The organism is Spirosoma jeollabukense (assembly GCF_054777855.1).
Window position 1 is genome coordinate 12,938 of the sequence record NZ_BAAHAD010000004.1, and the last position, 14,710, is coordinate 27,647.

At 47.2% G+C, this 14,710-nt stretch carries 13 protein-coding genes; 10 read left to right on the plus strand and 3 right to left on the minus strand.

Annotated elements, in window-relative coordinates:
• Nucleotides 1-55: 55 nt before the first annotated feature.
• Together dapB and lepB are read left to right on the plus strand one after the other, a co-directional pair.
• On the plus strand, nucleotides 56-802 hold the full coding sequence (gene dapB, locus ACYVEA_RS16915; protein WP_461114613.1) for a 4-hydroxy-tetrahydrodipicolinate reductase: 747 nt from the start codon (nucleotides 56-58) through the stop codon (nucleotides 800-802).
• Nucleotides 803-976: 174 nt separating this feature from the next.
• The gene (lepB, locus tag ACYVEA_RS16920; protein ID WP_461114614.1) at nucleotides 977-2,149 is read left to right on the plus strand and encodes a signal peptidase I; all 1,173 of its coding nucleotides are present in this window, start codon (nucleotides 977-979) and stop codon (nucleotides 2,147-2,149) included.
• A 75-nt stretch (nucleotides 2,150-2,224) separates the two neighbouring features.
• Here lepB and ung read toward each other — a convergent pair whose 3' ends face one another.
• Nucleotides 2,225-2,890, minus strand: coding sequence for a uracil-DNA glycosylase (ung, locus tag ACYVEA_RS16925; protein WP_461114615.1), 666 nt, complete (start codon nucleotides 2,888-2,890; stop codon nucleotides 2,225-2,227).
• A 147-nt stretch (nucleotides 2,891-3,037) separates the two neighbouring features.
• Here ung and apaG point away from each other — a divergent pair, with 147 nt between their 5' ends.
• From apaG to ACYVEA_RS16940, 3 genes are all read left to right on the plus strand, one after another.
• Nucleotides 3,038-3,424, plus strand: coding sequence for a Co2+/Mg2+ efflux protein ApaG (gene apaG, locus ACYVEA_RS16930; RefSeq protein ID WP_093827195.1), 387 nt, complete (start codon nucleotides 3,038-3,040; stop codon nucleotides 3,422-3,424).
• An 81-nt stretch (nucleotides 3,425-3,505) separates the two neighbouring features.
• The gene (locus ACYVEA_RS16935; protein ID WP_461114616.1) at nucleotides 3,506-4,285 is read left to right on the plus strand and encodes an O-methyltransferase; all 780 of its coding nucleotides are present in this window, start codon (nucleotides 3,506-3,508) and stop codon (nucleotides 4,283-4,285) included.
• 57 nt (nucleotides 4,286-4,342) lie between these two features.
• On the plus strand, nucleotides 4,343-5,695 hold the full coding sequence (locus tag ACYVEA_RS16940; protein WP_461114617.1) for a monooxygenase: 1,353 nt from the start codon (nucleotides 4,343-4,345) through the stop codon (nucleotides 5,693-5,695).
• A gap of 79 nt (nucleotides 5,696-5,774) precedes the next feature.
• Here the strand turns inward: ACYVEA_RS16940 and ACYVEA_RS16945 are convergent, their stop codons facing one another.
• Nucleotides 5,775-7,931, minus strand: a complete 2,157-nt coding sequence (locus tag ACYVEA_RS16945) for a DEAD/DEAH box helicase (RefSeq protein ID WP_461114618.1) — start codon at nucleotides 7,929-7,931, stop codon at nucleotides 5,775-5,777.
• Between the two features lie 507 nt (nucleotides 7,932-8,438).
• Here ACYVEA_RS16945 and ACYVEA_RS16950 point away from each other — a divergent pair.
• Nucleotides 8,439-9,356, plus strand: coding sequence for a PhzF family phenazine biosynthesis protein (locus ACYVEA_RS16950; protein WP_461114619.1), 918 nt, complete (start codon nucleotides 8,439-8,441; stop codon nucleotides 9,354-9,356).
• Between the two features lie 78 nt (nucleotides 9,357-9,434).
• Here ACYVEA_RS16950 and ACYVEA_RS16955 read toward each other — a convergent pair whose 3' ends face one another.
• Nucleotides 9,435-9,704, minus strand: coding sequence for a type B 50S ribosomal protein L31 (locus ACYVEA_RS16955; RefSeq protein ID WP_461114620.1), 270 nt, complete (start codon nucleotides 9,702-9,704; stop codon nucleotides 9,435-9,437).
• Between the two features lie 628 nt (nucleotides 9,705-10,332).
• Here ACYVEA_RS16955 and ACYVEA_RS16960 point away from each other — a divergent pair.
• The 4 genes from ACYVEA_RS16960 to ACYVEA_RS16975 all read left to right on the plus strand — a co-directional run bounded on the left by ACYVEA_RS16960 (nucleotide 10,333) and on the right by ACYVEA_RS16975 (nucleotide 14,543).
• Nucleotides 10,333-12,816, plus strand: a complete 2,484-nt coding sequence (locus ACYVEA_RS16960; protein WP_461114621.1) for a ribonucleoside-diphosphate reductase subunit alpha — start codon at nucleotides 10,333-10,335, stop codon at nucleotides 12,814-12,816.
• Between the two features lie 82 nt (nucleotides 12,817-12,898).
• Nucleotides 12,899-13,528: a hypothetical protein gene (locus tag ACYVEA_RS16965; protein WP_461114622.1), complete on the plus strand. Its 630-nt coding sequence runs from the start codon at nucleotides 12,899-12,901 to the stop codon at nucleotides 13,526-13,528.
• The gene (locus ACYVEA_RS16970; RefSeq protein WP_040585487.1) at nucleotides 13,477-13,998 is read left to right on the plus strand and encodes a helix-turn-helix domain-containing protein; all 522 of its coding nucleotides are present in this window, start codon (nucleotides 13,477-13,479) and stop codon (nucleotides 13,996-13,998) included. Before ACYVEA_RS16965 ends, ACYVEA_RS16970 begins: the two co-directional genes overlap by 52 nt.
• Nucleotides 13,980-14,543 carry an IS630 family transposase gene (locus ACYVEA_RS16975; protein ID WP_084757713.1) on the plus strand — a complete coding sequence of 188 codons (564 nt, stop codon included), beginning with the start codon at nucleotides 13,980-13,982 and terminating at the stop codon, nucleotides 14,541-14,543. Before ACYVEA_RS16970 ends, ACYVEA_RS16975 begins: the two co-directional genes overlap by 19 nt.
• Nucleotides 14,544-14,710: the final 167 nt, after the last annotated feature.

Genomic DNA, 14,710 nt, shown 5'->3' on the forward strand with positions numbered 1-14,710 from the left:
TGAATAGTAATGTGCCAACCTACCATAAACCGTATACCGTAAACTATAAATTCAAGTGAACATTCTTCTTTTAGGTTACGGTAAAATGGGTAAGGCGATCGAGCAGATTTTACTCGAACGTGGTCACCAGATTGCAGGCCGCATCGACCGTGGGGACGGCCCCGGCCATAATCATGCTGAATTGGCCAACCTCAAACCCGACGATGTAGACGTAGTGATTGAGTTCAGCTCGCCCGAGTCGGCGGTTGAGAATATTACGTACTGCCTTGATCGCGGCTGGCCGGTGGTTTGCGGCACAACGGGCTGGCTTAGCCATCGTACAGAGATCGAAGCGTTGTGTGCTGAGAAAAAAGGGGCGTTTTTTTACGCGTCAAATTACAGCATAGGCGTTAACCTATTTTTTCGGTTAAACAAAGTATTGGCGCAGTTCATGCGGAACTATCCATCTTACCACGTTTCCATGACCGAAATTCACCATACTGAAAAGAAAGATGCCCCCAGCGGTACCGCTATTACGCTGGCCGAAGGGGTGATGGAACACTTGCCAAATAAACGTCGCTGGGTAGGCAAAGATACCGGTGCGTCTTTGATAGACTCGACCGATGCGGTTGAAATAGAATCACTACGGGAAGGTACGGTTCCGGGTACACATACCGTTCGCTACGACTCCGATGTTGATGAAATTGAGATCCGCCACGTAGCGCACAGCCGCCAGGGTTTTGCACTAGGGGCAGTCGTGGCCGCCGAATGGCTTGTAGGCCGTGAAGGTGTGTTTGGGATGGAGGATCTGTTGGGTGGATGACTAATTATAAATTCTGCGGGATGATTGGTGAAACAATACCAGTACATCTTCGTAATTTCGTTATTAATTTAGACGTAGTTACCTCCTGTTAATCTGATACTTCGTTCGTAATTTATTGCCACATGGGCGTTGGAGCGGCCGATGCCGTCTCGTCATAATTCATCATTATTAAGCATGTCTGAAGTTAAAACCAGGGCCGAAGTGAAACCGGCTAAACCCAGAAAATCGGCTACTCGTGAGTGGTTTGATTCCGTTTTATTTGCCGTTGTAGCTGCTACGCTCATTCGGTGGCTGTTTATGGAAGCCTTCACCATTCCAACGCCTTCTATGGAAAACAGTCTGATGGTCGGTGATTTCCTGTTTGTGAGTAAACTCCACTACGGTACCCGGACGCCCCGAACGCCTTTGCAGGTGCCGCTAACGCATCAGAAAATATGGGGAACGGACATTCCTTCCTACAGCAAAGCGATTCAGCTCCCATCATACCGGTTGCCAGGTTTTACCCATGTGAAAAACGGTGACGTCGTTGTGTTCAATGTGCCTCCCAAATACCTTAATGACAATATTGATTATCCTGTTGACCTGAAAACCAACTACATCAAGCGGTGTATTGGCATTCCGGGCGACGTATTGGAGGTCCGGCAACGTGATGTGTATGTGAATGGTAAGTTATTTCCTGCGCCACCCCGTTCGGAGCAGAAATACTTCATTAAAACGACGGAGGTGCTGGATGCTACGTTCTTCCGCAAGTACGATATCGTGAATGACTACCGCGATCCAAGCCAGCCGACCGAAAACTGGAAGCCGTTAGAGCAATACAACGACTCGACCAAAACATCAACAATGGTTGGCTATAGTATTACGACCACTAAAGACGTCATTGAGAAATTTAAAGGGTTCGATTTCGTAAAAGGTATTGAACCGATGACGGATAAGCCAGGTGAAATGTCATCGCAGATATATGGAACGCCAACCTTTAAGTGGAACCATGATAATTTTGGCCCTATTACGATTCCGAAAAAGGGAGTAACTATTCAGATCAATGAGCAGACGATTGCGCTCTACGGTCCAGTCATTGAAATGTATGAGGGGAATGAGAACGTAGCGGTTACACCTACCAGTGTCAAAATTGGTGGTCAGCCTATTACGTCCTATACTTTCAAACAGGATTATTATTTCATGATGGGCGATAACCGCGATAACTCGCTCGATTCGCGCTTCTGGGGCTTCGTGCCCGAAGATCACATTGTTGGTAAGGCCGTATTTGTCTGGATGTCGCTTGATCCTAACCCAGCCAACGTCTGGAACAAAATCCGCTGGAACCGCCTGTTCCGCACAATCGACTAAATGGCAAAGGGCATTGGGGTAAGGGCATAGGAAATGTTTTGGCCCTATGCCCTTACCCCAATGCCCTTTGCTACGTTACCACTCAATTGGTGCCAGTCCTTTGCTCTCTAAATAGGCATTGGCTTGACTGAAATGCTTGTTGCCAAACCAGCCCCCATAATTCGCTGCCATGGGCGAGGGGTGCTTTGATTTCAGAATCAGGTGCTTTTTGCCGTCGATAATGGTTCCTTTTTTCTGGGCGTAGGCACCCCACAATAGAAATACAACGTTTTTTTTCTCATCCGAGATTAGTTTAATAACGGCATCAGTGAAAGTTTCCCAGCCTTTCCCCTGATGAGATCCCGCCTGTCCGGCCCGAACAGTTAACGTAGCGTTGAGCAGCATAACTCCCTGGCTAGCCCAGCGTTCGAGGTTGCCCGATTTAGGGATTGGCTTGCCTAAATCGTCCTGAATTTCCTTAAAGATATTAATCAATGATGGCGGCTTAGGAATGCCGTCTGCTACCGAAAAAGCCAATCCATTCGCCTGTCCCTCGCCATGATACGGGTCTTGCCCGAGGATGACAACGCGTGTGTTTTCAAAACTACATTTGTCAAAGGCGTTGAACATCAGGCGACCAGGTGGATAAACGCGCTGAGTACTGTATTCCTGTCGGAGAAACTCAGCTAATTCGCTGAAATAAGGTTTATCGAATTCAGGTTGCAAGCGAATTTTCCACGATTCGGCAATGGATACATTCATGTGTAGGGAACTGATAAAAGTGATTCGGCATTATACGCCTACAAACGCCAGAATCCACTCCCTGAAAAATATTTTGAGAGTGGTTCTTGCGTATCAAAACTAATCAACTTAATTTTCGTTGTAAGGTTGCAAAACGACACTAAATTTATGGTTTCGTCAGTCTCAGAAGGTGTGAAAGTTAGTGTAAAGACGGAATATCAAGCTGATTATTCCAGTCCGCTCCAGGCGCATTACGTATTCACCTATCGCATAACCATCGAAAATACCAGCGACTATACGATTCAGTTGCTGAGACGTCATTGGCTAATTTTTGATTCTAACGGCACAGTTCGGGAGGTCGAAGGTGAAGGCGTGGTTGGTCTGCAACCCGTGCTGGAGCCAGGTGAAATCCACGAATACGTGTCGGGCTGTAATTTGCGGTCAAGTATCGGAAAGATGGCTGGTACATACCTTGTCGAACGTATCATCGACGGCAAGCAAGTTCGCGTAACCATTCCCGAATTCACAATGGTTGTGCCGTATAAATTGAATTAATCAAAATGAATGATGGGTGATGATAAATGGATGATGGTTTGCTGAATCCTACCATTAGACATTAGTCGTTATGCATTACGTATGTTGCTTGCTTATTTTCGTTATTTGAGTCGCGCCCGCGACGAACATTCGCTTCATTCTCCTTTTCTTTTTTCATTATACACGCAGGTTGTCCGGACCAAAACGGTCTCGAAATCTGTATTTGCGTCAATCAAGTCCTTACAGAAAGAGCTTCGTAGGAATCGTCAATCAATTACTATTGCTGACTTTGGAGCAGGTTCGAAAGTGAATTCGTCCCGGCAACGTAGCATTGGCGACATTGCCCGTAATTCGCAGAAACCGGCCCGTTTTGCAAGGCTGCTCTTTCGGCTTATTCAGCGCTTCGAGGCAAAAACCATTGTTGATTTGGGTACGTCGCTCGGTATAACAACAGCTTATCTGGCAGAAGCTACCAAGCCCTTTGGAGGGCATGTTACTACGTTTGAAGGCTGCCCACAAACAGCTGCCACTGCCCAGCAAAATTTCGATCGGTTAGGTATTGGGAACGTGACGGTCGTTGTTGGGAATTTGGACGAAACACTGGCTCCGCATATTTCGGCATTGGCCTCAATTGATTTTGTGTTTTTCGATGCAAACCATCGTTATGAGCCAACGGTACGATATTTCGAAACCTGCCTGAGTGCTATCCACAACGATACGGTGTTTGTATTCGATGATATTCACTGGTCGGACGAGATGGAACAGGCCTGGGCGTATATTAAGGCACATACGGCCGTCACGGTTACAATCGACTTGTTTTGGGTAGGGCTGGTTTTCTTTCGCAAAGAGCAGCCTAAACAGGATTTCGTACTACGGTTTTAACGGGAATTGTGCGAAATTACAGTATCTTTCGAAAGGCTTTTTGCCCGTAAAATACATATGAACTTCCTGACTTATACCCGATTAGGTTTACTAGTGATTACGTCGGCACTATTGCTGAACCTGATCTCCTGTAAAGATGCACCGACTCCAACGGGGGAATCATCATTTGATCTGATTCAGCAAAAAATATTTACACCTTCCTGCGCTACGTCGGGCTGTCATGCGTCTGAAAAAGATGCTACGTTCGCCCAGCATGGGTTGGTCCTTGCGGCAGGTGTGGCTTATAAGAATCTGGTTGGTGTTGATCCGAAAAATAGTGCGGCACTGGGCGATGGTCTTAAACGCGTCAAGGCATTTGCCTCGCTGGAGAGTTTACTGTATCACAAGTTGAGTGTGGACGCCAGCCACCATAGCGGGAAGCTATACGGCAATCCGATGCCGCTGGGTGGTCAGCCATTGCCCAACGGCCAGATTGAGTTCGTCCGGCGGTGGATTGAGGCTGGCGCTCCGGCCGAGGGTACTATTGCTGATGCTACGTTGCTGAATGACAAAACGGTCACGACGGTTGCGTATGATCCTTTGGTAGCCCCGGCTGCGGGTACTGGCGTTCAGATGAATGTGGCGCTGTTTGATATTCAGCCGAAATTTGAGCGAGAACTGTTTACGCGCCAGCTAGTGGGTAATACGCAACCCATCTACGTTAATCGCTACGAAATTAAAATGCGGAACGGGAGTCACCATTTTGTAGCCTACGATTTCCGTGATAAGGCGATATTGCCCAGCCTGAATGATATCCGGGACTTGCGCAATGCCGACAATTCACTGAACCTAGCTACCGCTATTTCAATGTCGAATCACGTCTATCTGGCGGGATCTCAGGCGCAATATCAGGACTATACATTTCCAGAGGGCGCGGCATTAGTATTGCCCGCCGGGGCATCGCTCGACCTGAACTCGCACTACGTCAATAACACCGATGCGGTGATGAAAGGGGAAGCTCAAATCAATTTGTACACGATCGACAAAGCGAAGGTGCAACGTATCGTTCAAACGCTTGACCTGAGCAATACGAGCCTTGCTCTACCCGCTAATACGCGTGTGACGCAAACCAAGTCATTTACGTTTGCCAAAGCGCGAAAAATACTGGCGCTGACTTCTCACATGCATAAGCTGGGTGAGAAATTCGTGATTAAAATAAAGGGCGGCAGTCGGGACGGTGAAGTTGTGTATACTTCCACCGACTGGGCACACCCTGATATTATTACATTTAAGACACCTATCGACTTGCAAAAAGGCGAGGGGTTAACCTCCGAAATCACGTACAACAACACCACAACGAAAGCCGTCAGCTTCGGCCTGACCAGTGAAGACGAGATGGGAATCATCTTCGGTTATTACTTTGAAGAGTAGCTGAGATAGACAACGTCAGACATAAAAATAGCCACTCCAGGAGTGGCTATTTTTATGTTTACAAACCTGAAAGGTTTAATTATTTGGCTATTTCAATATTGACGCGATGTCCCTTGATTGTGTTACCTTCCATGGCGTCAACTACCCGGTTGGCTACGTCTTTCGGTACGTCTACGTAAGTGAATTTATCAAAGATGTCGATGCTGCCAATGCTGTTGCCGGGAATATTGGCTTCACCGGCAATAGCCCCTACAATGTCGCCTGGACGAACGTAGTCTCTTCGCCCAACGCTAACCATCAGGCGGGTCATGTTGGCTTCACGCTCACGGGGAACGCGTTTGTCATCGCGGTCGAAGTAAGGCTTGCGATCTGCACTTTCACCACGTCCATCCCGATCGTTGAAACGAGGACGTTCCGGCCCGGCACTCCGGTCACGACCAAAACTTGGCCGATCTCCATCGCTACGGCGATCACCGAAACGCGATGCACCCCGTTCTCCGCTCCGTGAGCCACCGTCGTTACGGTCGCGGTCACCAAAACGGGAACCAGATCCACCCCGGCGATCTTCGAAACGACCAGCGCTGGCGCCACGATCACGGTCTGCGTATTTATCGCGACCATTCCGGCGATCTTCTTCCAGGTTGAGGTTTTGATCGGCAAATTCATTTTTCTCCAGACCCATGCTCCGTTTTACCAAAGCGGCCACAATCTGCTCGGTCGAGAAACCGGTATGATGTAACTGGGTCAATAGGTCATCGTACAGATTCAGGTCTTTGCTTTCCTGAATCGTTTGCTGCAATTGCTCAATAAAGCGAGCCTTGCGAACGCCAACGATGTCTTCGAAGGATGGAATAACACCTTTCTCAACTTTTACTTTTGTGTATGTCTGGATTTCGCGGAAGCGATATTTTTCGTCGCGACCAACAAACGAGAATGCGCGGCCTGATTTACCAGCGCGACCCGTCCGGCCGATGCGGTGTACGTAGTATTCTTCGTCAAGTGGAATATCGAAGTTGATCACGGCGTCGACATCGTCAACGTCGATACCCCGAGCTGCTACGTCGGTGGCTACCAGAATGTTGGTTGTGCCCGAGCGGAACTTGCTCATTACGTTATTCCGTTGCGCCTGACGAAGATCACCGTGCAGACCTTCGGCCTGGTAACCACGGATTTGCAGGTCTTCGACAATCTCGTCTACTTTACGTTTCGTGTTACAGAACACCAGTAGTAGTTTCAGGTCATACATGTCGATCAAACGGCACATAACCTCAACTTTCGCTTTTGCTTTTACCTCAAAATAGACCTGCTCAATATTGACGTTCGTCAGTTCTTTCTTGACGACTTTCACCAATACAGGATCTTTCTGGAATTTCTGGGTGATCTGCATGATCGGCTTCGACATCGTAGCCGAGAACAGGATCGTCTGCCGCTCTTCGGGCATCTCTTCCAGAATGCTCTCGATATCTTCGCGGAAGCCCATGTCCAGCATCTCATCGGCTTCGTCAAGAATCATCATCTTAACATTGCCAAGTTTGAGCGTATTACGTTCCATGTGGTCCATAACACGACCCGGCGTACCAATGACGATGTGAACACCGCTCTTGAGTGACCGAATCTGCCGCTCGATGGAATCGCCACCGTAAATAGCTTCGATACGCACACCGCGCTTGTATTTAGCCAGTTTCTTGATTTCCTCCGCTACCTGTAGCGCCAGTTCGCGGGTTGGGCACAAAATAAGCGCCTGTACCGAACGATCTGTTACGTCAATCAGATCAAGAGCGGGAATACCGAAGGCGGCTGTTTTACCAGTACCCGTCTGCGCCTGTCCGATCACATCACGTCCTGCCAGAATTGGCGGAATCGCTTCGGCCTGGATGGGTGATGGGCTAACGAAGCCCATATCCGTAACCGCCTGCAACACTTCGTTCGAAATGGCTAAGCTGGAAAATAAAATCTGATTGGGATCAACTTTAGGTTGTTCCGACGTAGTGGCTGTTGTCGCTACTACGTTGGTTTGTTCTGTAACTGGAGTCGTAGTGAGTGGCGTATCTTCTACTTCAATAACTTCGTCTACAGCTTTTTCAACGTCAGCCTTAGCTACTGGGGCTTCGGTATCATTAAAATCTATGGCAGCAATTTCCGATGGAGTCATGCCTTTGGTTGCAATTTCCATTGCAAGTTGATCGATGTTCAGTGCTTCTTCCTGAGCATCTGCTTTTGTTTTTTTCGTTTTCATTAACTTGGAATAATAAGGTATAAACCCTCCAAGCGAAGACGAGTGTATGCCGGTGAACGGCGCGATACTGCGAGAATTGCCCAACGAACGAAGCTGCCCCAACGACCCAACAAGGACCACATATACCCCCGACCTATTTTAAGGGGGAAAAGACAACGAACCGGTGTGCCGTTCCAGCGGCTTACCGGTGCGACCGATTGACGATTAGCCCACGCGCACTTGCTCAAAACCCTGGACCGTCAGATCCATATGGGGAGCGTCTACACAGAAAACCCATCCTGTACATCCGTACCTTGGCTCTGTCAGACCTAACTCAGCGTGAAAAAAAGGAGAGAAACAGAGACGCGACGGATGTCGCTTGTAAAATCTGGTGCAAAATTAAGATTAATTTACTCAAAAAGCAAGTGAAGGCTCATTATTGTTGTATTTATTTTAGAAATGCCACTAAACTGGTATCTCATTGGTAAGTAATGTATTTAGTACGTATTGACAATAGTTCATAGCCCAATGGAAGGAATTAGATTTTACATCGTAGATGTCTTTGCTATCAATAAATATGAAGGTAATCAGTTGGCTGTTTTTCTGGATTTAGACGATCAACTGCCAGAGCAGCAAATGATGAATATGGCGAGGGAAATAAATTTTGCCGAAACAACCTTTATCAAAGCGAACAAAGATAATGAACGCTTTGTCGTGCGAATATTCACACCCGAGCACGAAGTGCCGTTTGCGGGTCATCCATCGCTTGGAACGAGTTATATTATTTCGAAGTTTCTGTTGCCCGAGGTTCCAGAAAAGTTGATACTGGAGTTAGCACACGGCGACATTGAGATCTTGGTTTTACAGCCCGAAAAGCTGGATGAAAGTGAAATTTTTATGCGGCAAACCCAACCCGAATTTCGAGAGTTCTTTACGCATGAAGAAATTGCGCAGGGACTGGGGATAGAGTTGGATGATTTAGATCATTCGCTGCCTGTTCAGGAAATAAGTACGGGATTGCCGTATATTATTATCCCGCTCAAAAGTCGGTCGGTCATTGATGCGATCCAGCTTGATTATGAAACCTTCAAGAACTTTCTGCTATCTAAGAAGAAGTACAGAACCAATAGCATCACCGGGCACTCGACATCCGTATTCTTTTTCACAAAAGAAACCTACGAAGCAACCTCCGACTATAACGCCAGGATGCTGTTAATCGAGAATAATAAGGTGTCTGAAGATGCGGCAACGGGTAGCGCCAATGGGTGTTTGTTAGCGTATCTGTTAACGTATTCGAACAACACTGTTAATGCCGTCGTGGAGCAGGGATTTCAGATAAATCGAAAATCCTATATTTATCTGAAAGGGGAACGTATTAATGATACGTATGAGATTACTGTTGGGGGGCGGGTCAAATTAATCTCAGACGGAATCTGGTATACCTAAAGAATGCTACGTTGTCCTAAAACAAAACTCCCCTGCTACGTTTTCGCGACAGGGGAGTTTTGTGTGAATGTCAGTAAACTACGATTGTGAGGTCGGCGTTGCGTTTTCCTTGGTACCGTAGCGCTTGCGGAATTTGTCCACACGACCAGCTGTATCGAGCAATACGTTCTTGCCCGTATAGAATGGGTGCGACTGCGAGCTAACTTCAATTTTAACGAGCGGATAGGTTTTGCCTTCGTACTCGATGCTGTCTTTTGTTTGAACCGTTGAGCGCGTCAGGAATTTATAATCGCTCGACAGATCGTGGAATACCACTTCGCGGTAATCCGGGTGAATGCCCTTTTTCATGATTAATCTTAGTTTCTTGTCATCTTCTCGGTTTCCGACCGAAAAGGACTGCAAAGGTAAGGTGTTTTAAGTGGATTGCCAACCTTTTTGTTGCAACTTTTATCGCTTGATTAGTAACCATATAAATCTGTGCCGTTGCCTAATAATGCCTTAATAAAGGCTTGTGCCTCTCCCCCTTTATTCTTACTTTGCCAATCAAATACAATCCCTCTATAAAACGGCACAGGACCTGGTCTGCCATTGTTAACCATCTAAAAACTCTGATTTTTTTATTTCTTAGACTATCTCTCCGATGGGCTATTGTTAAGTCGCTAAGACTGACGCCTTAACAATTTCTTAACCTGCAAGGTAGAGTTGCACGTTTCAAGGATTCACCAAAACCCCCGAACCATCCGGGTTGATTTTCCGTCTATTTTAAGAAGACGTTAACAGTCCATTCTAAACCAGAAAAATAACTTACTACCGACTTTACCAATAGGATAAGAAGGGTATCTCTTGGAAATAAACTAGTATATATTTGATTAATAGGCGTTTATAGGTCATTAGAGAAAATATATGCTGAATCTGGACTACTGAAAGCACTTAACTGAATTTATCATTTATTCATATATAATCAAAAGCCCTAAATATGTATGTAATCAAACGTGATGGCCGCCGGGAGTCCGTCAAGTTCGACAAAATCACAGCTCGAATCGAGAAGCTGTGCTATGGCCTTGATCCAGCTTATGTGCAACCTGTAGAGGTCGCTGTAAAAGTCGTTAGTGGCCTGTATGATGGTGTCAAAACGACTGAACTCGACAATTTAGCGGCCGAAACGGCTGCGTCGATGACGACCAAGCACCCAGATTATGCGATTCTGGCGGCTCGGATTGCTATCTCGAACCTGCACAAAGAGACAAACAAATCATTTTCTGGTACGATCAAAAAACTGTACCAGTACGAAGATCCGAAAACTGGAGAGAATGCCTCACTGATTGCGAAAGAGGTGTATGACGTAGTACGCCAACATGCAGCTTTGCTGGATTCCACGATCATTTACGATCGGGATTACGGTTATGATTACTTCGGCTACAAAACGCTCGAAAAGTCGTATTTGCTGAAGCTGGATGGTCGCATTGCCGAACGTCCACAGCATATGCTGATGCGGGTGGCCGTCGGGATTCACATGGAAGATGTCGAAGCGGCTATTGAGACCTACAATCTGCTGTCGGAAAAGTGGTTTACCCACGCGACACCAACGTTGTTCAACGCCGGAACGCCCAAGCCACAGATGTCGAGTTGTTTCCTGCTGACGATGAAGGACGACTCTATCGATGGTATTTACGACACCCTGAAGCAAACCGCCAAAATTTCACAGTCGGCGGGTGGCATTGGTTTGAGCATTCACAACGTTCGCGCAACAGGTACTTACATCAAAGGCACCAATGGTACGTCGAACGGGATTGTGCCAATGCTCCGTGTGTTCAACGACACCGCTCGTTACGTTGATCAGGGTGGTGGAAAGCGCAAAGGTTCGTTTGCTATTTATCTGGAGCCCTGGCACGCCGATATTTTCGATTTCCTGGATCTGAAAAAGAACTCAGGTAAAGAAGAAGGCCGTGCCCGTGATCTGTTCTATGCGCTCTGGACACCCGATCTGTTCATGAAGCGGGTGGAGGACGACGACGTTTGGTCGCTGTTCTGCCCACACGAGTGCCCAGGTCTGGCCGATTGCTACGGTGATGAGTTCGAGGCTTTATACACGCGCTACGAGCGCGAAGGCCGTGCTCGTCGGACCATCAAAGCGCAGGAATTGTGGTTTAAAATTCTGGAATCGCAGACCGAAACTGGCACACCTTACATGTTGTATAAGGATGCGGCCAACAAGAAATCGAACCAGAAGAACCTCGGCACCATCAAATCGTCGAACCTCTGCACCGAAATCATTGAGTACACGGCTCCCGACGAAATAGCGGTCTGTAACCTGGCGTCACTTGCCCTTCCGAAGTTTATTACGCGGAGTAAGGACGGCATGATGCGGTTCGATCACCAGAAGTTGTATGAAGTGACTAAAACAGCCACCCGCAACCTCAACAAGATCATCGACGTCAACTATTACCCGGTTGAAGAAGCGCGTCGGAGCAACATGCGCCACCGGCCAATCGGTCTGGGTGTGCAGGGGCTGGCAGATGCCTTCATCATGCTACGTATGCCGTTTGAATCGGAAGAAGCGCGTCGCCTGAACGAAGATATTTTTGAGACGATTTATTTCGGTGCCATGACTTCCTCGATGGAGCAGGCTAAAGAATGTGGTCCCTACGAAACCTGGAAAGGCTCGCCGATTTCGGAAGGTATTTTTCAGTTCGATATGTGGGGTGTGAAACCAAAATCGGGTCGCTGGGATTGGGAAAGCCTACGCAAGGACGTAGTGGAACATGGCGTTCGGAACTCGCTGCTGCTGGCACCCATGCCAACGGCTTCGACGTCGCAGATTTTGGGTAATAACGAATGTTTTGAACCCTATACGAGCAACATCTACACCCGTCGCGTATTGTCGGGCGAGTTCGTGGTCGTGAACAAACACCTGCTCAAAGACCTCGTGAAACTGGGCTTATGGAACGATGCGATGAAGAACAACCTGATTCTGGCCAATGGCTCGGTACAGGCGATTCCGAATATTCCGCAGAATATCAAAGACCTCTACAAAACGGTTTGGGAGATTAAGCAGAAGCATATCATCGACATGGCCGCCGACCGGGGCGCGTACATTTGCCAGTCGCAGTCGCTGAACATTCACATTCAGGACTCGAACTTCGGCAAGCTGACGTCCATGCACTTCTACGCCTGGAAAGCGGGCCTGAAAACGGGTATGTATTACCTGCGCACGAAGGCTGCATCCGACGCTGTGAAGTTCACGGTCGTGCAACCACAAGCCGAGCCACAACTGGAGCCCGTAATGGCCGAAGCTGTAGTAACCGTCGAAAAACCACTCGACTACGTACAGTACGCTAAGGAACACGCCCAGAACGTAGCGCCACAGCCTGTGCCGATGGTAACAGACCTCGAACAGCAATATGCCGCCATGACCTGCTCGCTGGACGATCCGGAAGGATGCGAGATGTGCGGATCGTAATAGATTAACCCACTAAGAGTTATTTGGCTCCCGGCTGTGGTTAACACGGTCGGGAGTTTTTTTATCGCACTGTATTAATATTATGAATCTTTCGTTTGAGAGCCTTCAAGGAAAGGTCGGAAAGCCAACTGTATGGTTTCAGGCTAAAACTGTTAGAAATCAATTTGAAGCTATAAGCCACCATCTAATCACCAATAACTTCGCTGAGGAAGTTTCGAGAACTCCTTATTTTGTTGATAAAATTTCGATTTCTAAAAATGCTGACGAAAGGAAAATCGAAAGCTTGTTATTGAACAGCCGCAATACGGAACATATCCTTCGAAGTAATATGCAGATATTAGAGCATGTTGAACATGCCTGTGTTTTGCAATGGGCATTTCCGCAAGCTTATTATTCCACATTTAATTCACTTAGGGCACTTTATCATACCCTAGGTTATACTGAGGCAGATAAATCACATGCTCTTATTTTAAGGAAATTCGCCTTAATGGCTGTAGAAGGAAAGCTACCGAAATCAATAAGTTTTTACTCCGATGGAGGAAAGAAGGATATTCATTATAAAAATATTGTAAAACCCTGTGGGATAAAGCCAATGAGTTTGTCACTACTAAGTATATTCAAAAAAGACTTGTCGGACACCAGATTGGCTTATCTTTGGATATGCGAGCACTCCAAATCGATAACCTACCCCCGTCGGCTCATCAGGAGCTAGTGGATTTGTATCAAACCACTAAGCTCCCACGTATCCGTACTCGTGCCCAAATGATTTTGCTTTCAGCCGAGCAAGCCTTAAAAGCTCCCCAGATCGCCCTGATTGTTCGCGAAAGTGAACGCACGGTTCAACGTTGGCTCAAACGCTATCAAGCCGAAGGGATTACTGGCCTGCATGATGCACCCAAAAGTGGGAAGCCTTCCAAAGTTAGTCAGGCTTATCGTCAACAACTACTCAGCAGTGTACGCCAACGTCCCCGCAGTTTAGGCCTGGAATTTTCGCTGTGGACGCTGGCTCGGCTGGCCGATTATTTAGCCGAGCAAACGGGTGTGCGCCTATCGGAAGAGGGTGTGCGTCTTCAACTAAAAGCCATGGAGATTGTCTTATCCCGGCCCCAACATAAAATCAGCAGCCCTGATCCAGAGTACCTACTTAAAAAAAGGAGATTGAGATCAAAAGAGATCAGTTAGAAGCTAATGCGGTTTTTTACTATGCTGACGAGTTTAATCTGAGTTGGCAACCGACCCTTAGAGCGATGTGGAGCCCCGTAGGTCGGCAGGTAATGATTCCCACGCCGGGACAAACCAACAAACGATTCGGCATCGGGGCGGTCAACTATCATACAGGCGAAACGGTGGTTATTGTTCGTAAACGAAAACGACGCGAACAGATTACGGAGCTTCTTGAGCAGCTTCTGCTGAGGCACCCAGTGCAAACCATTTACGTGGCTTGGGACAACGCCGATACCCATAGTGGCGGAGAAATAGATGCCGTAGTACGAGGAGCCGCTGGCCGGTTAGTCTTGCTGTATCTGCCCACTTACAGTCCCTGGCTCAATCCCATTGAGATGTTGTGGCGACACTGGCGACGCGAGGTGACGCATTGTGAGTTATTCGAATCCATCAAAAAGCTGATTGAAGCGACCAATAACTTCTTTGCCCGCTATAATCAAGCACCTGAAAAAGTGCTATCAATCATCGGAGCAACCCGACAGGTCTTTCTTGATTGTACTTAGATACTGAGACAGTTCATAATTAAATTTGCCAATTCCTAAAAAGTACACGGGAGCAAAAATTAGACGATCGTAGAGATAAATATTGTTCAGATTACAAGAGAAAGTACAAAAAAGAAAAGCGTATTCTTACTCAAGCAGAATGGGAGGATATATCTTTACAGATAGGG

What these genes read in the sequence shown, in the direction of transcription:
- ACYVEA_RS16935 (WP_461114616.1), top strand. Translation starts at nt 3,506, where the DNA reads ATGTTGCTTGCTTATTTTCGTTATTTGAGTCGCGCCCGCGACGAACAT.
- lepB (WP_461114614.1), top strand. Translation starts at nt 977, where the DNA reads ATGTCTGAAGTTAAAACCAGGGCCGAAGTGAAACCGGCTAAACCCAGA.
- ACYVEA_RS16940 (WP_461114617.1), top strand. Translation starts at nt 4,343, where the DNA reads ATGAACTTCCTGACTTATACCCGATTAGGTTTACTAGTGATTACGTCG.
- ACYVEA_RS16955 (WP_461114620.1), bottom strand. Translation starts at nt 9,704, where the DNA reads ATGAAAAAGGGCATTCACCCGGATTACCGCGAAGTGGTATTCCACGAT.
- ACYVEA_RS16960 (WP_461114621.1), top strand. Translation starts at nt 10,333, where the DNA reads ATGTATGTAATCAAACGTGATGGCCGCCGGGAGTCCGTCAAGTTCGAC.
- ung (WP_461114615.1), bottom strand. Translation starts at nt 2,890, where the DNA reads ATGAATGTATCCATTGCCGAATCGTGGAAAATTCGCTTGCAACCTGAA.
- ACYVEA_RS16970 (WP_040585487.1), top strand. Translation starts at nt 13,477, where the DNA reads ATGCGAGCACTCCAAATCGATAACCTACCCCCGTCGGCTCATCAGGAG.
- ACYVEA_RS16950 (WP_461114619.1), top strand. Translation starts at nt 8,439, where the DNA reads ATGGAAGGAATTAGATTTTACATCGTAGATGTCTTTGCTATCAATAAA.
- ACYVEA_RS16945 (WP_461114618.1), bottom strand. Translation starts at nt 7,931, where the DNA reads ATGAAAACGAAAAAAACAAAAGCAGATGCTCAGGAAGAAGCACTGAAC.
- ACYVEA_RS16965 (WP_461114622.1), top strand. Translation starts at nt 12,899, where the DNA reads ATGAATCTTTCGTTTGAGAGCCTTCAAGGAAAGGTCGGAAAGCCAACT.
- apaG (WP_093827195.1), top strand. Translation starts at nt 3,038, where the DNA reads ATGGTTTCGTCAGTCTCAGAAGGTGTGAAAGTTAGTGTAAAGACGGAA.